Origin of the sequence: Mesorhizobium sp. WSM2240 (assembly GCF_040438645.1) — a bacterium.
GTDB lineage: Bacteria > Pseudomonadota > Alphaproteobacteria > Rhizobiales > Rhizobiaceae > Allomesorhizobium.
In genome coordinates this window covers 1,508,235-1,531,919 of sequence record NZ_CP159253.1, presented here as the reverse complement: position 1 = coordinate 1,531,919, position 23,685 = coordinate 1,508,235, and the positions used below count along the sequence as shown (strand labels likewise).

General features: G+C 62.6%; 19 protein-coding genes. 2 read left to right on the top strand and 17 right to left on the bottom strand.

Features of this window, described 5'->3' with window-relative positions:
• Positions 1 to 46 precede the first annotated feature (46 nt).
• The 8 genes from ABVK50_RS07275 to ABVK50_RS07240 form a co-directional block, all read right to left on the bottom strand.
• Positions 47 to 985, bottom strand: coding sequence for a substrate-binding domain-containing protein (locus ABVK50_RS07275; RefSeq protein WP_353642196.1), 939 nt, complete (start codon positions 983 to 985; stop codon positions 47 to 49).
• Between the two features lie 29 nt (positions 986 to 1,014).
• A complete protein-coding gene (locus tag ABVK50_RS07270) occupies positions 1,015 to 1,929 on the bottom strand; it encodes a sugar phosphate isomerase/epimerase (RefSeq protein WP_353642197.1) in 915 nt (304 codons plus the stop codon).
• Between the two features lie 28 nt (positions 1,930 to 1,957).
• A complete protein-coding gene (locus ABVK50_RS07265) occupies positions 1,958 to 3,049 on the bottom strand; it encodes a Gfo/Idh/MocA family oxidoreductase (protein ID WP_353642198.1) in 1,092 nt (363 codons plus the stop codon).
• 35 nt (positions 3,050 to 3,084) lie between these two features.
• Entirely contained in the window at positions 3,085 to 4,146 is a 1,062-nt protein-coding gene (locus tag ABVK50_RS07260) for an ABC transporter ATP-binding protein (RefSeq protein WP_353642199.1), read from the bottom strand.
• Entirely contained in the window at positions 4,139 to 5,239 is a 1,101-nt protein-coding gene (locus tag ABVK50_RS07255; RefSeq protein WP_353642200.1) for an ABC transporter ATP-binding protein, read from the bottom strand. The genes ABVK50_RS07260 and ABVK50_RS07255 overlap by 8 nt, the downstream gene beginning before the upstream one ends.
• Positions 5,236 to 6,165 carry a sugar ABC transporter permease gene (locus tag ABVK50_RS07250; protein ID WP_353642201.1) on the bottom strand — a complete coding sequence of 310 codons (930 nt, stop codon included), beginning with the start codon at positions 6,163 to 6,165 and terminating at the stop codon, positions 5,236 to 5,238. Before ABVK50_RS07250 ends, ABVK50_RS07255 begins: the two co-directional genes overlap by 4 nt.
• Positions 6,166 to 6,191: 26 nt before the next feature.
• The gene (locus ABVK50_RS07245) at positions 6,192 to 7,052 is read right to left on the bottom strand and encodes a carbohydrate ABC transporter permease (protein WP_353642202.1); all 861 of its coding nucleotides are present in this window, start codon (positions 7,050 to 7,052) and stop codon (positions 6,192 to 6,194) included.
• Positions 7,053 to 7,128: 76 nt separating this feature from the next.
• The gene (locus ABVK50_RS07240) at positions 7,129 to 8,736 is read right to left on the bottom strand and encodes an extracellular solute-binding protein (protein ID WP_353642203.1); all 1,608 of its coding nucleotides are present in this window, start codon (positions 8,734 to 8,736) and stop codon (positions 7,129 to 7,131) included.
• Between the two features lie 352 nt (positions 8,737 to 9,088).
• Here ABVK50_RS07240 and ABVK50_RS07235 point away from each other — a divergent pair, with 352 nt between their 5' ends.
• Entirely contained in the window at positions 9,089 to 10,108 is a 1,020-nt protein-coding gene (locus tag ABVK50_RS07235; protein WP_353642204.1) for a LacI family DNA-binding transcriptional regulator, read from the top strand.
• Between the two features lie 102 nt (positions 10,109 to 10,210).
• On the opposite strand, the gene ABVK50_RS07230 is transcribed toward ABVK50_RS07235, so the two are convergent.
• The gene (locus ABVK50_RS07230; RefSeq protein WP_353642205.1) at positions 10,211 to 10,795 is read right to left on the bottom strand and encodes a peptidase S14; all 585 of its coding nucleotides are present in this window, start codon (positions 10,793 to 10,795) and stop codon (positions 10,211 to 10,213) included.
• 189 nt (positions 10,796 to 10,984) lie between these two features.
• Here ABVK50_RS07230 and ABVK50_RS07225 point away from each other — a divergent pair, with 189 nt between their 5' ends.
• Entirely contained in the window at positions 10,985 to 11,176 is a 192-nt protein-coding gene (locus ABVK50_RS07225) for a hypothetical protein (protein WP_353642206.1), read from the top strand.
• 39 nt (positions 11,177 to 11,215) lie between these two features.
• Here ABVK50_RS07225 and ABVK50_RS07220 read toward each other — a convergent pair whose 3' ends face one another.
• The 8 genes from ABVK50_RS07220 to glgA all read right to left on the bottom strand — a co-directional run bounded on the left by ABVK50_RS07220 (position 11,216) and on the right by glgA (position 23,684).
• On the bottom strand, positions 11,216 to 12,847 hold the full coding sequence (locus ABVK50_RS07220; protein WP_353642207.1) for an ABC transporter ATP-binding protein: 1,632 nt from the start codon (positions 12,845 to 12,847) through the stop codon (positions 11,216 to 11,218).
• A gap of 1 nt (position 12,848) precedes the next feature.
• Positions 12,849 to 13,997, bottom strand: coding sequence for an ABC transporter permease subunit (locus ABVK50_RS07215; RefSeq protein WP_353642208.1), 1,149 nt, complete (start codon positions 13,995 to 13,997; stop codon positions 12,849 to 12,851).
• Positions 13,990 to 14,913 carry an ABC transporter permease subunit gene (locus ABVK50_RS07210; protein ID WP_353642209.1) on the bottom strand — a complete coding sequence of 308 codons (924 nt, stop codon included), beginning with the start codon at positions 14,911 to 14,913 and terminating at the stop codon, positions 13,990 to 13,992. The genes ABVK50_RS07215 and ABVK50_RS07210 overlap by 8 nt, the downstream gene beginning before the upstream one ends.
• A gap of 190 nt (positions 14,914 to 15,103) precedes the next feature.
• Positions 15,104 to 16,621: a peptide ABC transporter substrate-binding protein gene (locus tag ABVK50_RS07205; protein ID WP_353645992.1), complete on the bottom strand. Its 1,518-nt coding sequence runs from the start codon at positions 16,619 to 16,621 to the stop codon at positions 15,104 to 15,106.
• A 287-nt stretch (positions 16,622 to 16,908) separates the two neighbouring features.
• On the bottom strand, positions 16,909 to 18,540 hold the full coding sequence (locus ABVK50_RS07200; RefSeq protein ID WP_353642211.1) for an alpha-glucosidase family protein: 1,632 nt from the start codon (positions 18,538 to 18,540) through the stop codon (positions 16,909 to 16,911).
• A 2-nt stretch (positions 18,541 to 18,542) separates the two neighbouring features.
• Entirely contained in the window at positions 18,543 to 20,570 is a 2,028-nt protein-coding gene (gene glgX, locus ABVK50_RS07195; protein ID WP_353642212.1) for a glycogen debranching protein GlgX, read from the bottom strand.
• Positions 20,571 to 20,607: 37 nt separating this feature from the next.
• The gene (locus tag ABVK50_RS07190) at positions 20,608 to 22,236 is read right to left on the bottom strand and encodes an alpha-D-glucose phosphate-specific phosphoglucomutase (RefSeq protein ID WP_353642213.1); all 1,629 of its coding nucleotides are present in this window, start codon (positions 22,234 to 22,236) and stop codon (positions 20,608 to 20,610) included.
• Complete coding sequence (glgA, locus tag ABVK50_RS07185; RefSeq protein WP_353642214.1) at positions 22,233 to 23,684, bottom strand: glycogen synthase GlgA; 1,452 nt, start codon at positions 23,682 to 23,684, stop codon at positions 22,233 to 22,235. Before glgA ends, ABVK50_RS07190 begins: the two co-directional genes overlap by 4 nt.
• Position 23,685: the final 1 nt, after the last annotated feature.

Below are 23,685 nucleotides of genomic sequence, written 5' to 3'. Positions count from 1 at the left end.
GCCATGACCGTGTCCATGTTCGTCCTCTGTTGGAGCCGATGTCAGCTCACTCGCCGTAGAGCTTGAGGATCGGCTCGTAGCTCGACTTGTCGTAGAGGCTGAACGTCTGGATGTCGTAGCCGATCGGCTCGCCCGAAGCGGCAAGGTTGAGCAGCGCCACCGGCATGAAGCCTTGAGCGGATGGGAACTGCCATGCCGCGGCGTTGAAGTAGCCGTCGCGCACCGCTTCGGCGACGTCCTTGGAATTGCCCCACCCGACCACGGGGATCGAGCCGGCCTGGATTCCGCCATTGTCGAACACCTTGCGGACGGCCGCCGCCACCGAGTCGCCGAGCGCTATAATCGCCGGCGGATTGTTGGCGAGCATGTAGTCGCTCATCTTGGCGATGATGCCGGCCGGGTCCGTTCCGGCGTCGACCACGTCGTATTTGACGCCGAGCGGATCGAAGACGCTGGCGATGCCTTCCGTTTCGAGCTGCTGGTAACTGGCGCCCGGCACTTCGACGGGCAGGAATACCGTGTCGCCTTCCTTCACCAGCTTGTTGTCGACCAGGTACTTCGCCCAGATCACACCGGCTTGGCGGAGATCCGCGCCGACATAGGCCTGACGGCCGGTCGCCGTGTCGTCGGTGTTGAAGAAGACGATCGGAATGCCCGCATCCTTGGCCGCCTGGACTTCGGCATTCCAGAGACCCGGCTGCGCCGAAGTGGTGCCGATGCCGTCCGGCTTCGCGGCGATCGCCGAGTTGAACGCCTCCTTCTGGGCAGCCATGTCGCCGCCCGAGAAGGAAATGTTGCAGGTGACGTTCAACTGTTCGCAGGCCTTGGTCGCGCCAGCATTCCAGTCGAGCCAGAAAGCATCGGACGGCCCTCCATGCGACAGCAGATAGAAGGTCTTCTTCTCTTCCTGGGCGTGGCCCGGCGTTGCAAAGGTGGCGCAGGCCAGAAGCGCTGCAGCCGCGATTTTCACTGTCGATTTCAACATCACGTCATTCCTCCCTTTTCATCTTGGTTTCAGAGGCCGTTCTGGCGGAACTTGCCGTCGAGGAATTTCTTCGCGCGCGGCACGTCGTCTTCCGACAGGTGCTCGATGATCATCGGGATGTTCGGGTGCTTTTCGGCGAGCCGCTGGAGATAGAGATCGTAGTTCAGCGAACCGAGCCCTGGCGCTGGCAGCTCGATCTCGCCGACGCCGCGGAAGGTGTGGCTCTCCAGCGCGTCCTCGTCACCGATGTCGGCATGCTTTTCGGTCTTGTCGTCGCCGGAACGCTTCACGTCCTTGGCATGCGCGATCCTGATCTTGTCGGTCAGAGTGTCAAAGACCTGGTTTAGGATCTGGTCCATCCGGTCGATGTTGTGCGTCTCGAAATAGTTGGTCGGATCCATCAGCAGGCCGAGGCCCGGGTGATCGACCTGCGCGAACATTTTTACCGTCTCCTCGACCGAACCGACGACGTTGTTCACGTAGGTCTCGAGCAGGAACACCGCGCCATGGTCGTAGGCGGTCTGGGCAAGATCGGCGATGACCTTGCGGCACTCCTCAAAACCTTCCTCGGTCTTGTTCTTCGGATGGTGCACCCAGTCGGACTCGGTGTTGTAGGTGCCGGTTTCGGAGATCACGTAGGGTGAGCCGAAGAGACGGGCGTTCCTGATGATCTCCTTGAGATAGCCGACGCGCCTCTCGCGCTCGGCCTTGTCCGGGTGGATGATGTTCGTGTAGCCGGAGATGCAGCAGATCGGCAGATTGTGGTCGCGGAAAACATCGCGGACCGTCTTCGCCTTCTCCTTGGTGATCTGGCCAGCCGACAGATCGACATCCTTGAAGTGCAGGTCGAGCTGGACGGTGTTGAAATCCAGCGCGCGAATCTTCCTGGCGGTCTCCTCCAGACTGTAGGGAAAGTAACCTGTGAAAATACCAGCTTGCATCATGACGTGAAAACTCCTCCCGAATGTGGCTTCAGTTGATTGCAATTTCTGTAAGTCGGACCGTGCGCGCCTCGTCGATAGACCGGTAGCCGGCCTCGACGAGCGCCATGGTCTTGACATTGTCGGCAACGGAGAGCGCCGGCGGCGTACCTGTGGCGACCGCATGCTGCAGCTGCTCCATTACGCCAATGAAGGCGTGCGGGAACCACATCGTGTCCCAACTCGGCGAGACCCACTCGCCGCCGGTGGTCCGCGCGGAAGCGTAGCTCAGGGTCGAGGCCGCGCCGGTCGGCCAGCCGATCGTGCCGCGGGCGACGCCCTCGGCGCCCTCGACCCGCCAGGTGATGTGCTGGTCGTCTTGGTATCCCTCCCGGCGCGGGCCGGACCAGACATCCTCCAGCGACACCGCCATCACCCCCGACGGGAACTTCATTGTCGAGACCGTGATGCCGTCCGAATGATCAAACCGGGTTCGCGGATCCTTGCGCGTCAACGTGGTGATCTCGTCGGGATCGCCGAAGAGGAAGCGCAGCGCATCGAGATGGTGGACGCTCATATTGGCGAGCGTCAGCCGGTCGTAATCCTCAAGAAATGTCTGCCAATGCGGGATCGCATGCATGTCGATCTGGGCGAAGACGATCTCACCGAGCGCGCCCGAGTCGATGATCTGCTTCAGAACGCGCATCGACTGGTCGTAACGCATGTTCTGGTTGACGGAGAGGATCTTGCCGGCGGCATTCGCCTCATCGCGGAGCTTGATCGCCTCGCCAAGCGACAGGGCCAACGGCTTCTGGGCGAGGATCGCCTTGACGTGCGGCTGCTTCAACGCGTGACGGATGAGCGCCGGCTGCTGGTCGGGCGGGAAAGCCAGGTCGATGATCTCGACTTGGCTGTCCTCGATCAGCTTTTCGGGCGTGTCGTGGACGGTTGGAATGTCCCAGCGCTCGGCGACCTTCCGCGCATTGGCCTCGGTCCGGGAGGCGATCGCGACCACTGGGAACCCGGCTTCCTTGTAGGCCGCCAGATGGCACTCCGCCATTATCATGCCGGCGCCAATGCAGCCGATCTTGTACTCCTTGTTGCGGACTTTCACGTCCGGCTCGAACTCGGCGGCTTGCGCCATCAGATCCCTCCCTGTCATTCCTTGTGCGGCGCTGCTCATCTCGAAAGCGCGGTCCCGTTTCGCGAAAAGAGATGGACCGCAGCCGCGTCACAGCTCAGCGCGACCATCGTTTCCGGCCTGATGTCGGGTTGCCCACGCATAAGCGCCCTCACCCGCGAAGGCCCGGCATCGACGGTTACAACCGTGTAACCGCCGAGCGGCTCGACTTCATAGACCCGCGCCGGCGTTCCGGACTGGCCCTGCGCCCATGCCGATACCCTGATGTCCTCCGGCCGTACCCCGACCTCGGCGATTTCGGCGACGCCGGCCAGGCCTTCGACGGCGATCGCCCCGTCCGCCACGCGAATGTCGTTCCCGCTGGCCGTCGAGGGCAGGATGTTCATCATCGGCGAGCCGAGCAGACGTGCCACGTAAGTGCTGGCCGGGTGATCGTAGATCTCGAGCGGCGTCCCGATCTGCCGGATGGCACCCGATTCCAGGATGGCCATGCGGTCGGCTACCGACATAGCCTCCTCCTGGTCGTGGGTCACATAGATGAGCGTCTTGCCGAGTTCGCGCTGGATGCGCTTGAGCTCGACGCGCGTTTCCTCGCGCAGCCGTGCGTCGAGCGCGGAGATCGGATCGTCCATGAGATAGGCGACAGGATCGCGCACGAGCGCCCGGGCGATCGCCACGCGCTGGCGTTCGCCGCCGGAAAGCTGGGCGGGCAGCTTGTGGAGGATGTGGCCGATGTGGAGCTTGGCGGCGACGTCGGCGAGTTTCCGCTCGATCTCGGCTTGCGGGATCTTACGCTCGGCGAGCGGGAAGCGGATATTGTCGCGCGCGTTCATGTGCGGAAACAGCGCGAGGTTCTGGAACACCATCGCCACATTGCGCTCGGCCGGCGAAACTGCATTGACCGGCTTTCCGCCGATCAGGATCTCGCCATGATCCGGCATTTCCAAGCCGAGGATCAGCCGCAGGATCGTCGACTTGCCAGACAGCGGCGGGCCGAAGAAGCAGAAGAACTCGTTGTCGTGGATCGTGAAGGATGCGTCCGACAGCGCGACCGTGCCGCCGTAGCGCTTGCTGACGTTCCTGAAAGAGATTTCAGCCATTGCCCCAACCTCCGATCGCATTGCCACTCGCGCGGTCGAAGATCCGCACCGCATCCATATTGGGCCTAACGATCGCCGAAGCGCCGAAAGCGGCTTGCTGGTCGTTGTCGAGAACCACTTTGATCGCCGTGGCGCCCCCGCCGAGATGGACGATCGTCCTCGCGCCGATGCGCTCGACCGCGGTGACCGGCGCGGCGATGCCGCGGCCTTCTCCCGCAAGGGTCGCCTGCTCGGGCCGAAAGCCGAAGAGAACCTCTCCCGATCGGCCGCGAAGGGCATGCGCCAGGTGGTCTGGAAGCGGTGCGGTCGCGCCAAGCACGCCGAGATCGATCACCATGCCGCCGTCGCTCTCGGCCGGCCAGCCCGGCAACAGGTTCATGCCGGGCGCGCCGATGAACCGCGCCACGAAGACGTTTGCCGGATTGTTGTAGACGTCGATCGGCGTGCCGACCTGCTGGAGCACGCCGTGGTCCATCACCGCGATGCGGTCGGCCATCGTCATCGCCTCGAGCTGGTCATGGGTGACATAGACCATGGTCTGCCTGAACTGGCGCTGCAGGTGCTTCAGCTCGGTGCGCATAACGGCGCGGAAGGCCGCATCGACATTGGAGAGCGGCTCGTCCAGCAGGAAGATTACCGGCTCCATGATAGCGGAGCGGCCGATCGCGACGCGCTGCAAGATATTGACCGACAGCCGATCCGCCCGGCGATCGAGCAAGGCTGTCAATTGCAGAAGCTCGGCGATGGCGCCGACGCGGCGGTCTATCTCGGTCTTCGGCGTGCCGTGCATGCGCGGCCCGTAGGAGAGGTTCTGCCGAACGGTCATGTGCGTGAAGATCGCATAGTTCTGGAACACGAACCCGACCCCCCGCCGCCCCATCGGCACGCCGGACATGTTGCGGTCACCGAAAAGGATGCGCCCGGATGTCGGTTCCTCCATTCCGGCGATCATGTTCATGGTCGTCGACTTGCCGCACCCCGAAGGACCGAGCAGCGCCATGAACTCGCCGTCGGCGATCTCCAGGTCCATGGTCTTCAGCGCGGTGAAATCGCCGAACTTCTTGACCAAGTTCTCCAGGCGGATCGCGCTCATGCCCGCGCCTCCCGCACCGCAGCCATGCGCCTCATGGCAAAGACGGTGGCTATGGAGAGCACGACCAGGATGGCGAGCGCGATCGCCGCGACATATCCCCAGATCAGATCCTGCGTGGTGAGCTTGTAGATGTAGACGGAGATGGTCTCGGTCGCGACACCCGGCCCGCCGCCGGTCATGATGTAGAGCGTGTCGAAAATCTTGAAGTTCTCGATCACCCGGATGGCGAGCGCGATGATGATGATCGTCTTCATCTTGGGCAGGACGATGGTGGTGAATCGCTGCCAGGCATTGGCGCCGAGCAGGGTCGCGGCCTTCATCTGATCCTCCGGCACGCCGACGAGCCCGGCGAGCAGGATAAGGAACATCAGCGGCGTCCACTGCCAGGTGTCGGCAATCATCACGGCCGCGAGCGCCAGCGTCGGATCGGACAGCCAGGCGATAGCGACGCGAGTTCCGGTCAGCGTCGACAGGATGTCGTTCACCGGTCCGCCCGACTGGAACAGCATGAAGAACATGTAGCCGGCGACCGCAGGCACGACCATCATGGGCATGAGCAGGATCGAATAGAACAGCCGCTTGCCGGGAAAATCGTCGGCAAACAGCGTCGCCAGGCCCAGCCCGAGCAGGAATTCGGCAGGGACGCAGACGATCATCACGACGAAAGTGCGCCAGAGAGCGCTCCAGAAGCGATTGTCGGCCGCGAGATCGGTGTAGTTGGCGAAGTTGTTCCAGAGCTCCCAGGCGTTCCACCAGCCGAGGCCGGAAAGCGGCGACCAGTCGGTCAGGCTGATGTAGAGCTGCATCAGCAGCGGGAAGACGGCGATGAAGAGCACCAGGATCTGCGCCGGCAGCGCCAGCCGGAAGCCGAGGCGCGCGGCCTCGTCCCGGGTCTCTGCACGGCCATCAGCGGCGAGGGTCGCCATGGCGTTCTCCGGGGCGGTGGCGAGGCTCATTGCTTCAGCGCCCCAAAGGTCAGGCCGCGCACGAGATGGCGCTGGATGGCGATGCCCATGATGACGGGCGGAACCGCCGCGATCAGGCCAAGCGCAGCCTTCGCGCCGTAAAGCTGGCCGGTCATCGAAGACGAGAGCGACGCCATATAGACGGGCACCGTTACCCATTCGCGCGTGGTCAGCAGCAGCGCGATCAGATAGTCTGACCAGTTCAGGATGAAGACGAAGAGGGCCGCACTCGCCAGCGGCGCGCGCATCATCGGCAATGTAATCCTGGTGAACACCCGCCAGCGCGAGCATCCCTCGACCAGTCCAGCCTCCTCGAGCTCGCGCGGCATGTCGTCGAAAAATGTCTTCATCAGCCAGAATGCGAAGGGCAGCGTGACGATGCCGTAGACGAGAGCCAGGCCCCACCAGGTGTCGGTAAGATTGAGGAAAGCCCACATGATCATGACGGGGATCATGACCGCCATCGGCGGAAAGAGCCGCAGTTGCGTCAGCGCCAATGGAAGGTTCTGGCCGGCACCGAAGCGGGAGAGGCCATATGCGGCGGCCGTGCCGGCCGTCATCGCAATCAGCGTCCCCAGGGTAGCGGACAGCAGCGACGACAGGATCGGCTTCATGGCGGTCCTGTCGAGCGCGACGATCAGGCTCGAATCGGATTCGCCGAAGATGAAGCGGAAGTTCGAGAGCGTCGGTGCGTTCGGCCACCAGGTGAGCTCCGCTCCCGTCGCCGACCATTCGCCGATCGGCTTGAAGGCCATCGAGACCATCCAAAGGATCGGGATCAGCGTCACCGCGAGCGCCAGGAGGATGACGGCGTACCGGAATATCTCGAATGGAATTGAACGCTTCATGTCGAATGCTGACGCCGCTGGCTGTAAGGGCGGGAGGGACTGCTAGCGTCCCTCCCTTCCGGCTTGCTTGGGAGGATCAAACAACCGGATCGAGAATGGTCGGCCATGCCGCCTTGTTGGTCTTGATGGCCTCGAGCAGCTTGTCCTCGCCGGTGCGACGCGCGATCCGGAGCCACTCGGTCTCCGTATCGGCCATTGCCTGCTCGGCCGTCTTTGCCTTGGTGAGCGCGGCGACGAGGTTCTCGTCGAGCGCATTGTGGAAGGCCGTGGCGCCGGGATAGTTGATGGTCGGTACCGTGCGGGCCACCGTCTCCCGCACCACGTCCATGTGGTAGGCGTGATAGGTCTGTCGCACCAGAGGATCGGAAAAGTCCGACAGGCGGAACGGGTCGAAATAGCCGCCTGGATTGGCGGTCATCCACGCATAGATCCGGGACGAGCCAAGCCACTGCAGGAAGAGGTAGCATGCCTCCGGGTTCTTGGCCTGAGACGACACCGATGCCGAGAGGTTGAGCCACAGCACCGAACGGCTCACCAGCTTGCCGTCGACCTCGCGGCCGGGCGGCAGCATGGAGCCGATCTTGCCGGTGACGGCCGAATCCTTGTTCGCCGGATTGTCGAGGAACTTCGGCAGGTTGGAGAAGGCGCAGGTCATTGCCGCGCCACCCTTGGCGAAATTGCCGTACTGCTCGGGCCAGCCCCACGAAATGGCGTCCGGAGACTTGTAGGCTAGCGAATCGATATATTCGCGGGTCGCAGCGATGCCCGCCTCGGAATTGATCAGCGGCGTACCGGTATCGTCGAACAGAAACTGGTTCGGGGAACCCATCGAAACGTAGCGCTGGTACCAGTTGGTGTAGCCCCAGCCCTGATTGCGGATGTCGGTCGAGCCGAGCATGTTCTTGTCCGGGCGATGGAAGAACAGCGAGATCTCGTCGAGCTGCTTCCACGTCCTCGGCGCCGCCAGCTCGTAGCCGTGCTTGTCGCTGAAAGCCTTCTTCTCGGCCTCGTCGTTGAAGAGGTCGGTGCGGTAGACCCAGGTCTGGAAATCGCCATCGAGCGACACGCCGTAGGTGGAGCCCCGGTACTGGTTGAGCAGCGACACGCCGCTGGCGCCGTTGACATAGCCGGCCTCCGGGTCGTCCCATTCGGGCCTGTGCTTTGCAACGAAGTCGTCGAGCTTGATGATGCCGCCGGTTTCGGCGAGATCGCCCAGTCGATTCCACTCGACCGCATAGATGTCGTACGCCCCACCCTTGGTGGAGATGTCCTGCATCGTCTTGGTGAATTCCTGGCCGTTCGGCACGCCGACGATTTCGAGCGTGATGCCGGTCTCCCTCTCCCAGAGATCCTTGATCGAAGGGGCGCCGGCCGGGAAAGGCTGGGTCAACTGGCCGATGGAACCATCGGAAAGGCCAAGCACGATCCTGTCGACGCCGCCGGCCTTCATTGCCTTGGCCGCCTCGACGGCGCGCCCTTCGGGCGTGTCGGGACCGTACTGGTAACGTTCGGCCCCCTCGAAGCCGGTAGGGCCACCGATCATGCCCGCGGCAAGCGCGTCAGCCGCGTAGGCGCGGCCTGGGCGAATAAACTTCGGGGCGATACCGACCGCACCGACAAGCAAGGCGGCTTTTCCGCCGGACGCGAGCAGTCCGCGCCGCGAGATGCGCACAAGGTTCGACATTGATTTCCTCCCTCCGGAACCACTTTAAAGACCCCGTATGAGGATATTGACGTTTGCTTATGAGGCTGTCAACATCATTTCAAATCAAAAATCATCATCTACCTGGCCATTGGAAGATCATCGTGCAAATTCAAGCCCCTGCCGCAGCGCACAAATGCTGACGCATTCCATTATGATGTCATTTGAGGTGTCTTCGCCCGCTCTTTTCGGCTTGCGGCACGGCCGCTGGCTCCCTAAACACGGTCGCGCCGCTTGCCGCCCGGCCTTGCCCGGGTACATCTTTTTCCATCAGAATCATTCGGCCTCTGCCTTTGGTGGACACCCGTTCCACCTTGCTTGAAAGCTATACAGCATGCGTTCGACCCTCTTGGACATTGCACGTGAAGCCGGGGTGTCTGCTGCGACGGTGGACCGCGTTCTCAACAACCGCCCAGGCGTTCGCGACCGCACCCGCGAGATCGTCTTCGATACCGCGCGGAAGCTCGGCTACCTCGCGGCAGCATCGACCTGGACCCGGCAGAGTTCGGCGAAGATCCGGCTCGATTTCGTTCTGCCTGTCGGCACGAACACATTCATGCGGATGCTGCACGAACAGTTGAGCACCCAGGGCGCCGCACGGCCGGAACTCGACGTTCGCATCAGTTCGATCGAGGGGTTCAATCCCGACACCCTTGCCCGCACGCTGCACGACCTGCATGGCAAGACGGACGGCGTCGGCGTCATCGCGCTCGATCATCCCACCGTACGGGAAGCCATCCGCGTCCTCTCCGCCAACGACATCAAGGTCGTGACGCTCGCGACCGACATACTCCACGTGCCTAGGGTCGCCTATGTCGGTATCGACAACCGCCAGGCCGGCAGGTTGGCCGGCTACGTGCTCGGGCGTCTGCTGGGCACAAGCCAGCCCAGGAAAGTCGCGATGTTCGCAGGCTCCCTGTCCTATCGCGGCCACCAGGAGCGGGAGATGGGCTTCAGGCACGTTCTTGCCGAAGAGTTCCCGAACCTGGAGATCGTCGAACTCCGCGAAATGCGAGACGATCGCGAACGCGCCTATACGGAGGCGGCGGCTCTGCTCGATCGGCACAGCGACCTTGCGGGTATATACAATATCGGAGCGGGCAATCAGGGCGTCGCACGCGCCCTCAGAGAGCGAAACCTAGAGCGCTCGATCGTGTTCCTGGGACACGAACTGACGGAAGGCACCAAGCAGCTACTGCTTGATGGGACCATGGATGCGGTCATTGACCAGAATCCCCGCGTCGAGGCGCGCGAAGCGCTCAACCTGCTGGAACACGCCGTGCGCGACCTGCCATACGAAGGGCATCCGCCGCGGCTGCACCTGATTTTGAAAGAGAACATCCCAGAAGTTTAGTTCTCGATCTCATATACTCGCAGCCACCACGCCCGTAGGGCTCATGCGGAAGACCGCGGAATCATTCGGCCTTCACCCTTTGGCGACAGAAACTTCTCGGCGTCAGAGAACGCCTTCGACTAGGCGCAGCTTCAGCGCTTCATCGGCCTTGACGTACCAACTGGTCCGCGCTTTTTCGATACATTCGTCGAGGCCTACACCGGTATCCCGGCAGAGCATCTCGAAGCCTTCACGCTCAATTTCGATCCCTGTCTTCAGCTGATGCTCCATCTCCTGGACCTGCTGCAGGCTGGATGGCAGCGGGCCGGACAGTTGCAGCGACATGTCCAGATGCCGCTCATGGATCAGCAGCACGCAATCCCTTGTGATGAAACGGCGCTTACGGGGAAAGCCGGCAAGGATCGTCATGCCTGCCGAGTACACGGTCGTCTTGCCGATGAACCAGAATTCGCGACCGAGACGCTCGCCGAACAGATTTATATCCATGCAGATGCGCCGGGCCAGATCGGCGTCGCCGCCTGTCGTCGTCAGTTCGATGCCGATGGGGCCTTCACCATTAAGCGCATTGTCGAGTTGCGATTGGAAATCGAGATATTTGTTGTCCGTCAGCAGGCCGGACATGCGAATCTGCGGCCGGAGCAGACAATCCGGAACCGAGGTCGCGGTGCGCGATATCTGGGCATCCATTCAAATTGGCCTCCTATGCACGGGAATGAACAACTGACACTGTCCGAAGTTCCTGGGCGATTGCGGCATCCGCTGCTAACGCCAGGACGTTAGCTTCACCCTTTCCCGTCGGTGTAAGCTCGCGATAGGCGGAACAAACAATCACCGGACGGGGTTCAGAAAGACCACCAACCGGCAAGGAGAGCCGCCATGACAGACGACAAAACCAAGTCCGGCGGTCAGCATCAGGCGAGCATGACAGACGATCTGGAGGCCGAGGCGCTTCATTTGGCCGAAGCGACCGATCTGTCGCCGAATCAGGCCCGCGAACTCATTCGCCGCCACGGCAATGACCGCAAGAAGCTCATGGAACTGGCCAAGACCTTCAAGGCTGAAAGCTAACCCGGGATGCGCAGGCTGTGCGAGTTCGGACGGCTCGTTCTAACTTGAGATAGCCGCCCGGAACTTCGTCACATCTATTGCGGCAGCCATCAGCGTCTGCGTGTATTCCTCGCGCGGATCGTCGAAAATTTCCGCTGTCGGCCCCTCTTCGACGATCTGCCCCTGCTTCATCACGATGATGTAGTCCGACATCGCCCGCACAACAGCGAGATCGTGGCTGATGAATAGATAGGACAGATCATGCGCCCGCTGGAGGTCGCGCAGGAGGTCGACGATCTGCTTCTGGACCGAGCGGTCGAGCGCCGAAGTCGGCTCGTCGAGCACCACGACCTTGGGCTTGAGAATAATGGCGCGGGCAATCGCAATACGCTGCCTTTGCCCACCTGAAAATTCATGCGCATAGCGGTTGCGCATGGACGGATCGAGCCCGACCTCGCGCAGCGCCTCGACCGCCCGTTTGTCGCGATCCTTGCCCGACAGCGACGGCTCGTGGACCAGCAGCCCCTCGGTGATGACCTGGCCGATGGTCATGCGCGGCGACAGGGATCCGAACGGATCCTGGAACACCAGTTGCATCTCGCGTCGCAGCGGCCGCATCTCGTCGCGGCCGGCCTTGGATATATCGCGGCCGCCGAAGCGGATGGCGCCGTCGCTGGGCAGCAGCCGAAGCAGCGCGCGGCCAAGGGTCGACTTTCCGGAACCGGACTCGCCGACAATCCCGATCGTCTGCCCCTTCTTCAGCGCGATGGAGATGCGGTTGACCGCCCGCAGCATCAGCGGCTCGCCCGCTAGAAAGCCGCCGCCGATGGTAAACGTCACCTCGACGTTCCTGCCTTCCAGCAGGATCGGCGCATTAGCGGGAGGCGGCGCCTTGCGGCCTGTCGGCTCCGCTTCCAGCAGCATCTTGGTGTAGGCATGTTTCGGCGCGGAGAACAGCGCCTCCGTGGCGCCTTCCTCGACCACCTCGCCCGAGCGCATGACATAGACCCGGTCGGCGAAACGGCGGACGATGCCGAGGTCGTGGGTGATGAACACGATCGCCATGCCGAGCCTGCTCTGCAACTCGGCCAGGAGCGCAAGGATCTGCGCCTGCACCGTCACGTCGAGCGCCGTCGTCGGCTCGTCAGCGATCAGTATGTCGGGATTGTTGGCAAGTGCCATAGCGATCATGACACGCTGGCGCTGCCCGCCCGAAAGCTCGTGCGGGTAGGAATCGATACGCCGTTCGGGGTCCGGTATCCCGACCAGTCTCAAAAGCTCCAGCACACGCGGGCGCGCCTGCTTGGCGGTGAGGCCGCCATGGTGGATCAGCGGCTCGGAGATCTGGCGGCCGATCTTGTAGAGAGGATCGAGCGAGGTCATCGGCTCCTGGAAGATCATGGTGATCTTTTCGCCCCGCACATTGTTGAGGCGGCGCTCGGACATGCCTATCAGTTCCTGGTCGCGATAGCGGGCGGAGCCGGTGGCGCGCCCGTTGGAGGCCAGGAGCCCCATCAGCGCCATCATGGACTGGCTCTTGCCGGACCCCGACTCGCCGACGATGGCCACCGTTTCGCCGGGGCGCACGTCGAAATCGACATTCTTCACCGCGCGCACTTCGCCGTCATGCGTGGCGAAGGTCACGTTCAGGCTGCGAATGCTTAGGATCGTATGGGTCTTATTCTCCCCCATCTCAGCGGTCCTTCGGGTCGAGTGCGTCGCGCAGGCCGTCGCCGAGGAAGTTCAAGGCGAACAGAATGACAGTCAGCGCGATTGCCGGATAGATCAGCAGCCAGGTTGCGCCCTGGATGTTGGCAGCGCCATCGGAGATCAGCAGGCCGAGACTGGTCAGCGGCTCCTGCACGCCAAGGCCGAGGAATGACAAAAGGCTTTCGAGCAGTATCGCCTTTGGCACCAGAAGCGTGACGAAGACGACCACGGGGCCGAGCGTGTTGGGAATGATGTGACGCCGCAGAATGCCCGAATTGTCGACGCCGAGCGCCTCGGCCGCCTGCACGAACTCCTGGCGTTTCAGCATCAGCGCCTGACCGCGCACGATGCGGGCCATGTCCAGCCACTCCGTCGCCCCGATGGCGATGAAGATCAGAATGAAGTTCCGCCCGAAGAAAACGACGAGCAGGATGACGAAGAAGATGAAAGGCAGCGAATAGAGAATATCGACGATGCGCATCATCACGCCGTCTACGCGCCCGCCGAGATAGCCGGCAATCGCTCCGTAGGACACGCCGAGCAAGAGCGCCATCGCGGACGCTAGCACGCCGATCGCCAGCGAGACACGTATGCCGATCAGAATGCGCGAGAGAAGATCGCGGCCGTTGGAATCGGTACCGAAGAGGAAGCGCAGCCGGTGAACGTCGGCCACCATTACGCCGCTTCTGCCATCGGCGCTCAGTTCCTCGATGCGCGCATTCTCGAACAAGTCGGACCGGTCGACATAGCGTACGATGCGCGGGTCGAGCGGTTCGCCACTCGAAATCGGCATCCGCACCGTCGACCCTTCGACCTCGACGGGGCCCATCTCGACGCGGGCGCGGCTCACCACGCTCTCGAATGCCGGAATGATACGCTCGGCCTTGGGGTAAGCCTCGAGGCTGGCCGGCGTGCGGACATATTGCGGGTAGATGCGGTCATATGGATGAGGCGCAACCAACGGACCGAAAATGCCCGCCAGGGCCAGGATGAGCAGTACGATCGCGCTGGCGACTGCCGCTTTGTTCTTCCGCAGACGCCGCCAGGCGTCCTGCCACAACGACCGCCCGGCGATCGTGGGGCCGGCCTCGCTGAGCACTTCGCGCGCCGCGATGGTCGAATGGTCAGTCATAGCGCACCCTCGGATCGAGCAATGCGTAGAGAATGTCGACGACAAGATTGAAGACAACAACGAATACGGCAATGACGACGACCGTTCCCATCACCAGCGTATAGTCGCGCCCAAGCGCGCCCTGGACGAAATAGCGGCCGATGCCGGGTATGCCGAAGATCGTCTCGACAACCACCGAACCCGTCAGCAGCGCGGCGGCGGTCGGACCGAGATAAGAGACGACCGGCAGGATCGCCGCGCGCAGAGCATGGACTCCGACCACGATGTAGGTCGGCAGGCCGTAAGCGCGCGCGGTCCGCACATGGTCGGATCGCAGCGCCTCGATGGTGGCGCCGCGCGTCAGGCGGGCCACGATCGCGATCTGCGGCAGTGCAAGCGTCGCCACCGGAAGAATCATGTGCCGAAGCGAGCCGCCGCTCCACCCTCCCGCCGGCAGCCAGCCCAGCCAGACGCCAAAGAGCAGGCTCAGGATCGGCGCGATGACAAAGGGCGGGATGGTGATCCCGAACGTCGCGGTTCCAACGACGGCGTAGTCGATGGCGGTATTCTGCTTGAGCGCGGCCAGCGCTCCGAGGAAAGTGCCCAGCACAAGTGCGAGCGAGATCGCCGTTCCGCCGAGCAGGACCGAGACAGGCAGCCCGGTGCGGAACAGGTCGACCACGGAAAAGTCACGGCGCGTAAAGCTCGGTCCCAGGTCACCCTGAGCCAGATTCCACAAATAATGGCCGTATTGATAGAGAAGCGGCTTGTCGAGATTATATGCCCGGTTGAGGTTTTCCATGATCAGCGGGTCGAGCGGGCGTTCGAGATCGAACGGCCCGCCGGGCGCCAGGCGGATCATGAAGAATGCGATCGTGACAATGATGAAAAGCGTCGGCACCGCGCCGGCAAATCGCCTCAGCACATATGCGAACATTGGCTAACTCCGCGGGCCGTCAGATGTAACGCCCCTTGATCGTGAGGGGTTCCGGATGCGGATGGCCGAGGTTTTCGTCGACGCCAACGCGCACCGCAGCGAAGTTCCTTGCAGATATCGACCATGCCGCACGCCGGAAGCGAAGGTCCATGCGGGAGTTTTCTCCCGCATGGACGCTGCACCGCCGGGGTCAGCCTTCGATCGACAGATAGCGCGTGGCGTGGACGTCCTGGATGTTGTCCTCCCAGCCCTTCAGCTTGCTCGATACGAGCGCGCGAGAGGAGTAGTAGAGGATCGGAATGGCCGGGACTTCCTTCAGGAAGATAGCTTCGGCTTGGCTCAGGATCTTGGACCGCTCGGCCAGATCAAGGGTAGTTTCCGCCTTTTCCATCAGCGCGTCATACTCGGCATTCTCCCAACGCGGATAGTTGAAACCGAGATTGTCGCTCTCGAACAGGAACAGGAAATTCTGCGGATCGCTGTAGTCGCCGATCCAACCGGCGCGGGTGATATCGAAATCGCCGTCCTGCTTCATGTAGTCGAAATAGCCGGTTCCTTCCATTTCGAAGAGGGTGGCCGTGATGCCGATGTTCTTCAGCATGTCGGCGATCGCCGTCATGGTGTTTTTGTGGTTTTCGCTGGTGTTGTAGCGAAGCTCGATCGAAAGCTCGCCCGGCTCGACACCCGCTTCCTTTAGCAGTTCCTTGGCCTTGTCCTCGCGGTCGAGGATGTCCATGTCCTTGTATTCAAGGAATACCGGATCATTGTAGTTGCTGATGCCGGGCGGAACAATCGAATAGCCGGGCAGCATGGTTTCGCGCCAGATTTCCTTGGCGAGGAAGTCGCGATCGATAGCCATGGAAATCGCATGGCGTACGCGCGGATCGGAGAGTTTTTCCTTCTTCACCTTCACCGGCAGGTAGTAGCTGCCGAGATAGGGCGCGATGTGGACCTGATCGCCCAGCTTCTCGCGCATGTAGTCCATCTGTTCAGCCGGAATATCCGAGCAGGACAAGACCTCGCCGGCCTCGAAGCGGCGCAGGCAGGCGGAACGGTCTTCGAACGGAATGAAGTTGACGACGTCGATCTTCACATTCGCCGCATCGTGGAAATGCGGGTTCTTCTTCATCACGATCTTGTCGTTCGGAGTGAACGATTCGAGCATATAGGCGCCGTTGGTCACCATGTTGCCCGGCTTGGTGAAATCGTTACCGAACTCCTCCACCGATGCCTGGTGAACGGGCAAACCGGTCTGGTGAGTCAAAAGCTCAAGGAAATAGGGTGTCGGAGCGGCGAGCGTGATCTCGAGCGTCCGGTCATCGACAGCCTTGACGCCCATCTCCTCCGGCTTCTTCTCGCCCTTGTTCACAGCTTCCGCATTGGCGATCGCGTAATGCATATTCGCATAGGGCGCGGCCACCGCGGGATCCTGGATGCGTTGGAAGCTGAACACGAAATCGCTGGCCTTGACGGGATCACCGTTCGACCATTTGGCGTCTTCGCGGAGCTTGAAGGTGTATTTCAGGCCGTCATCGGAAACTTCCCAGCTCTCGGCAACGCCCGGAACGACTTCGGCCTTGGCGTTGTAGACAACCAGCCCTTCATAGAGCTCGCGCATCAGATTGGCTTCGGCAATGGTCGAGGTCTTGTGGTGGTCGAGCGTTGTCGGATCGGTGTCGTTTCCGCGGTTGTAGATCACTTCGGACATGGCCGGCGCGATCACCGCGCCATTTACGACAAGCAGGCTCGTGGCGAACACCGTCGCCTTTAGCACATTGTGCAGCATCTTAGTCTCTCCCGTATTGCCGCGGCCCCTCAGCCTTGGCGAGCGTCGTTTTAAAGCCCTGAAGCCGAAACCATTTCGGCTTCGTCGAGCGAGCCGGCGGTCGTTGGGGCCGCCGTTCTGGTTGGTGACACTAGCACCGCAAAATCTTAATTCAACCAGCGCGTAGCTCACGTAAAGGAAGCTGCCGGGAGACGAACCCTGGGTTGAGGTTACTCCAGCCGCGCGACCAGCACGCCTAGCGGCCGCAGCGATATCCGATCGCCATCGACAGCAGCAGCCGAGCCGGGAAAATCGACAGGAGCGACCGTCCCCGCTCCGACCGGCACGCGCCACTCAGACGCAGTGCCGGCGAAGTTGAAAAGGCAAAGTAGCCGCTCATTACCCGCTTCTCGGATGAAGGCCAGCTGATCCCTCCCCGCATCGAGCAACTCGATCGAACCGACAGTCAGCGCCGGGTGCTGTTTGCGGAACGCCAGCGTCGCGCGATAGCGGGCCAGAACCGAATTCTCGTCCTGCTCCTGCATGTCGACGGCGTACGCCCGGTGAATTTCTGGAACCGGCAGCCAGGGCTTGGCCCTGGAGAAGCCGCCATTCGGCGCGTTCGAATCCCAGACCATTGGCGTCCGGCAGCCGTCCCTGCCCTTGTATCCCGGCCAGAACCGGATGCCATAGGGGTCGCGAAGGTCCTCGAAGGCAAGCTCGGCTTCCTTCAGCCCCAGTTCCTCGCCCTGGTAGACGCAGATCGAGCCGCGAAGACAGGCGAGCAGCGCGATCGAGAACCTCGCGATCACGTCGGTATCGCCGCCCGGCGGGGTCCAGCGCGTCACATGGCGGATCACGTCGTGATTGGAAAATGCCCAGCAGATCCAGCCATCGGCGACCGCCGCTTCGAACGCCTCGATGCATTTTCGCACATAGGCCGCGGAAAAGTCCGGGCCGAGCAGGTCGAACGTGTAGCACATGTGGAGCTTGTCGCCGCCCGAAGTGTAGCTTGCCACCGTCTTCAGCGAGCGTCTGCCGTCGCCCACCTCCCCCACCGAGGTTCGGTTGCCGTATTCGTCCAGCAGCGCCCGAAAGCGTTTCAGGAACTGCAGGTTCTCCGGCTGCGTCTTGTCGAAGAGGTGGTTCTGGTACTCGTATGGGTTGGTCTGTCTAGCCTTGGCCGCCCTGCTCATGCGCAATTTGGGGTTGTCGCGCAATTGTCGGTCGTGAACGTAGAAATTCACGGTATCGAGCCGAAAGCCGTCGACGCCGCGCTCGAGCCAGAAGCGCACCGTTTCGAGCAGCGCATCCTGCACCTCCGGATTGTGGAAGTTGAGGTCCGGCTGAGACGCCAGGAAATTGTGAAGATAGTACTGCTTGCGAGTAGAATCCCATTCCCAAGCCGGCCCGCCGAAGATCGACAGCCAGTTGTTCGGCGCCGTCCCGTCCGGCTTGGGATCGGCCCAGACATACCAATCGGACTTGGGGTTGCTGCGGCTGGTGCGGCTTTCGATGAACCAGGGATGTCGGTCCGACGAATGCGACAGCACCTGGTCGATGATGACCTTCAAGCCATGGCCATGCGCCGCTTCAATCAGCGCGTCGAAATCCTCGATCGTGCCGAATATAGGATCGACGGCGCAGTAGTCCGATACGTCGTAACCCATATCGGCCATGGGCGATTTGAAGAAGGGTGACAGCCAGACCGCGTCGATGCCGAGCGAGGCGATATAGGGAACGCGCTGCGCAATGCCTCTGAGGTCTCCGCTGCCGTCTCCCGTCGTATCCTGATAAGACCGCGGATAGACTTGGTAGATGGCCGAGCCACGCCACCAGTCGTCCTTGCCTATGGCCGTCATGCTTACTCCTGACCTGAACCGCTATTGCGGGCTTCCCGTTCCAGAACGAACACCACCGACCGGCCCGGTACGAAGACCGTCCAGTCATTCACCGTCGCCGGCAAATCCGGCGGGCCGCTCCAGTGCCATCCGGCTCGCGCCGGCAAAGAGAAATCGGCAGGCTCCAGCGAACCGTTGAAGAGCGCCGCGAACCGGCCGCCATTCCCGCCGCCGAGGACCATGGCCAGCCGCCGTCGTTCAGGATCATTCCAGTCGCGTTCGTTGAGCGGCTGCCCGGTTTCGCCCAGCCATTCGACATCGCGGATGCCGGCCTGCGCATCACCGGAGAGGAAACCCACCTCCCCCAGCGCGGCCACATCCTTGCGCATCGCCGACAGCGCGGCCACATGGTCTTCGATCTGCCTGTCCCGCCCGCCCCAGTCCAGCCAGGTGATTTCGTTGTCCTGCGCGTAGGCGTTGTTGTTGCCGCGCTGCGTCCGCCCGAACTCGTCGCCAGCCGTCAGCATGATCGTGCCACGCGAGGCAAACAGCGTCGACAGCATAGCCATGACATCGCGCCGCCGCCGCGCCTCGATATCGGGATCGTCGGTCTCGCCCTCGGCGCCATTGTTCCACGACAGGTTTTCGTTGTGACCGTCGCGGTTCTGTTCGCCGTTGGCTGCATTGTGCTTGCGCTCGTAGCGGACGATGTCGGCCAGCGTCATACCGTCATGCGCGGCGATGAAGTTCACGCTTCGCGTCCGAGCCACACCCTCGCCGGCGAAGACGTCGGATGACCCGGCAAGCCGCGTCGCCAGCGTACCAATCATGCCGCGGTCGCCACGCCAGAACCACCTGACGTCGTCCCGATACTTGTCGTTCCATTCGAGAAAGGGGGCCGGGAAATTGCCTAGCTGATAGCCGCCGGGGCCGATATCCCATGGCTCGGCGATGAGGATTCTGTCTTGCAGAACCGGGTCATTTTTTATCTCCGCAAGGAGCGGAGCATTCGGGTCGAACCCTTCGCCGGAGCGTCCCAGAACCGTGGCGAGATCGAAGCGGAACCCATCGACGCCGGCATGGCGGACGAAATGTCGAAGCGTATCCAGAACGAGCCGCCGCACCGCCGGATGATCGCAGGCGAGCGTGTTGCCTGTGCCGGTATCGTTGACGAGCTTTCCGGGGTCACCCGGCTGGTGGCGATAGTAGGCCTGGTTGTCCAATCCGCGCAGCGACAGCGTCGGGCCAAGCTCGTCGCTCTCGCCGGTATGGTTGAAGACGAGGTCCAGGATGACGCCGATGCCCGCGTCGCGCAGCGCCGCTACCGTGTCACGCAATTCGGCGATGCCACCGGGCGCGAGCCGCGGGTCGAGCGCCATGAACGAGACCGGATTGTATCCCCACGCATTGCGCAGGCCGAGCGGCGGCAGATGCCGCTCGTCGATCCAGGCCACCACCGGCATCAGTTCGACGGCGGACACGCCGAGCTTGAGCAGATGCTCGATGACAGCGGGATGGGCGAGTGCGGCGATCGTGCCGCGCTGCGCCTCGGGCACGTCGGGGTGAAGCTTGCTGAAGGCTCGAACCGCGACCTCGTAGATGAGCCCGCCCGGATTGAACAAGGGCGGCTTCGCCGCTACCGGATGCGGCAATTCGAGGACCACGGCCTTCGACATCAGCGGCGCGGTGTCGATCTTCTCACCGCGCCCGGCCGAAAGACGCTGGTCGAACGCATACGGCCGGTCGATGGCCAGCGCATACGGGTCCATCAGCAGCTTTGCCGGGTCGAACCACAGCCCGCGTTCAGGCGCATATTCACCGTCGGCGCGGAAGCCGTAGCGTGTTCCGGTATTCAGGCCGGGCACCGTAAGCGCGAAAATATTGTCGCCCTCCGGCACAAGTTCGAGCCGATCGGTTTCGCAGTCGCCTGTTTCGTCAAAGATCGAAACCCACAGCCGCTCGGCAGCGCTGGACCAGACGGAGAAGCGGATGCCGTCCCGCACAGGAACGCCGCCCAAACCGGGTCTTTGGGTAGAGTTGGCTGGGTTCATCGGGCGATTGGATGCACCGGGGCCTTCATGACCTGTATCACGTAATGACGCTCGGCTTGTCCCGCCCCGTGTGGCGGCGGATGCCGGCAATCTCGTCCGCCGCCAGTATCAAGTCGGAGAGCGCTTCCTGCGTGTCGAGATCGTGGCGGGTCGGATCAGGCTCGTAGCGTTCAACGTAGAGCCTGAGCGTGGCGCCGGAAGTGCCGGTGCCGGACAGCCGGAAAACGGCGCGCGAGCCGCCCTCGAACATGATCCGGATTCCCTGGTTCTTGCTCACCGAGCCATCGACCGGGTCGTGGTAGGCGAAATCGTCCGCGGCCTCGATGGTCATGCCGCGGATCGCCGTTCCGGGCAGCGCCGCCAGCCTGTCACGCAGTTCGGTCATTAGCCGGTTGGCTGCTTCCGTCTCGACCTCTTCGTAATCGTGCCGCGAATAATAGTTCCGGCCATAGGTCACCCAGTGCTTGATGACGATATCGCGGGCGCTCTCGCCGCGCGCTGCCAGTATGTTCAGCCACAGCAGCACGGCCCAGAGTCCGTCCTTCTCGCGGACATGGTCGGAGCCGGTGCCCGCACTTTCCTCGCCGCAGATCGTCGCCATGCCCGCGTCCAGCAAATTGCCGAAGAACTTCCATCCGGTCGGCGTCTCGTATATGCCGATGCCGAGCTTTTCGGCGACGCGGTCGGCCGCGCCGCTGGTCGGCATGGAACGGGCGATGCCCTTCAGCCCAGCCTTGTAGCCCGGCGCCAGATGCGCGTTCGCGGCGAGCATCGCCAGCGAGTCCGACGGCGTGATGAAAATGCGCCGGCCGATGACCAGGTTGCGATCGCCATCGCCGTCCGATGCCGCACCGAAATCAGGCGCATCGTCACCCATCATCTCGTCGTAAAGCGCCTTGGCATGGACCAGGTTCGGGTCGGGGTGGTGGCCGCCGAAATCTGGCAGCGGCACGAAGTTGCGCGCTGTTCCATCCGGCGCGCCGAGCCGCTTCTCGAGGATTTCCTTCGCATAGGGGCCGGTCACCGCGTGCATGGCGTCGAATGCCATGCGGAAGCCCCCCTTGAACATTTTTCGGATCGCGTCGAAGTCGAACAGCGTCTCCATCAGTTCGGCATAATCCGCGACCGGATCGACCACCTCCACTTTCATGCCGCCGGCTTCGACAGAGCCGAGGCGGTCGAGGTCGACGGGGCCGATGTCGGCGATCACGAAGCGCGAAATCGTCTTGGAGCGCTCGAAGATGGCATCGGTAAGCCTTTCCGGCGCCGGGCCGCCATTGCCGGCATTGTACTTTATGCCGAAATCCTCATGCGGGCCGCCGGGATTGTGGCTTGCCGAGAGAATCAGGCCGCCGAATGCCTTGTATTTGCGGATAATGTGCGATGCGGCCGGCGTCGACAGGATACCGCCCTGCCCGACGATCACGCGGCCGAAGCCATTGCCCGCAGCCATGGCAATGGCCGTCTGGATGACCTCGCGGTTGAAGTAGCGACCGTCGCCGCCGATTACCAGCGTCTGGCCCTGAAAGTCTTCGAGGGAATCGAAAACCGACTGGATGAAATTCTCGGCATAATGTTCCTGCTGGAAAACCGGCACTTTCTTGCGCAAGCCGGAGGTGCCCGGCTTCTGGTCGCTGAACGGTTTGGTTTCGACTGTTCTTGTCATCCGCCAGGCTGCCCTTTCGCTATCAAGGATGTGTAGAGCTGAACGTATTTTTGGGCGCTGCGATCCCATGAAACGTCCGACTTCATGCCCTGTTTCTGTATCGCTGCCCACACGGCGGGATCGGCATGCGCCGAGATCATCCGCCTCATCGTGTGGCCGAATGCGGCCGCGCTTTCGGGCGCGAACTGGAATCCGGTTGCCACACCGGCGGCGACGGCAGCCTCATTGGCATCGATCACCGTGTCGGCCAGCCCGCCGGTGCGGGCGACGATAGGAACGCAGCCGTAGCGCAGCCCGTAGAGCTGCGTCAGCCCGCAAGGCTCGAAGCGAGACGGTATGACGATGGCGTCGCAGCCGCCCTGCATCATGTGCGACAGCGCCTCGTCGTAGCCGATCACGACGCCGACGCGACCGCGATGCCGTGCCGCGCCGGCCAGCAGCGCGCCTTCCAGACCCTGGTCGCCGGAGCCTAGCACCGCGAGCCTCGCGCCGGCCGCGACGAGGTCGTCGAGCGACCCGGCCAGGATGTCGATGCCCTTCTGCCAGGTCAGCCGGCTGACGACACAGACGATCGGGCTATCGTCGGAAACCAGATTGAAGCGTTCTTCGACAGCTTTGCGGTTGGCCTTCCGCGCCTTGAGCGATTTCGACGAATAGTTCGCCACAAGGTGCGGATCAGTCGCTGGATTCCAGATTCCGGTGTCGATCCCGTTGACGATGCCGTGTAGGTCGCCTGCGCGCAGATTGAGGAGACCGTCGAGCCCCATGCCGAAGGCGGGCGTACGGATTTCCTGCGCGTAGGTGGGGCTAACCGTGGTGATCGCGGTCGCGGCTTGCAGGCCGGCCTTCAGGAAGCCGACGCCGCCATAATATTCAACGCCGTCAAGCGCCATGGCCGATGCGGGCAATCCCAACTCCGGAAATATCGCGGCGGCGAACTGCCCCTGAAAGGCCAGATTATGGACGGTGACTACGGACGGAACGGTGTTGGCCTTTCCGTAGCGCATATAGGCGAGCGTCATCGCCGACTGCCAGTCATGGACATGGACGAGGTCTGGCGCATAGCCGGAAATCGCGCCGCCCGCTATGTCCGCGCCGGCCTGGCTGAGTGCGGCGAACCGCCGCCAATTGTCGGGCCAGTCGGCCCCGGTCGCGTCGCCGTAAGGTCCCCCCGCGCGGTCGAACAAATGCGGCGCGTCGAGCACGAACAGGTCAAGGCCCGAGATGCTGGCGGCATGGACCGACGTCTTGCCGCCCTGCAGGCTTGAATACTGATACAGCGCCTTCTTCTTTCTGAAAGCGCTCATCACCGTCGGGTAGCCCGGAACGAGCGTTCGCGTCGTCACGCCCTGCCCGGCCAGCGCCACCGGAAGAGCACCGGCAACGTCGGCCAGCCCGCCGGACTTGATCAGCGGAAATATCTCCGGCGTGACGGCAAGAACCTGCATC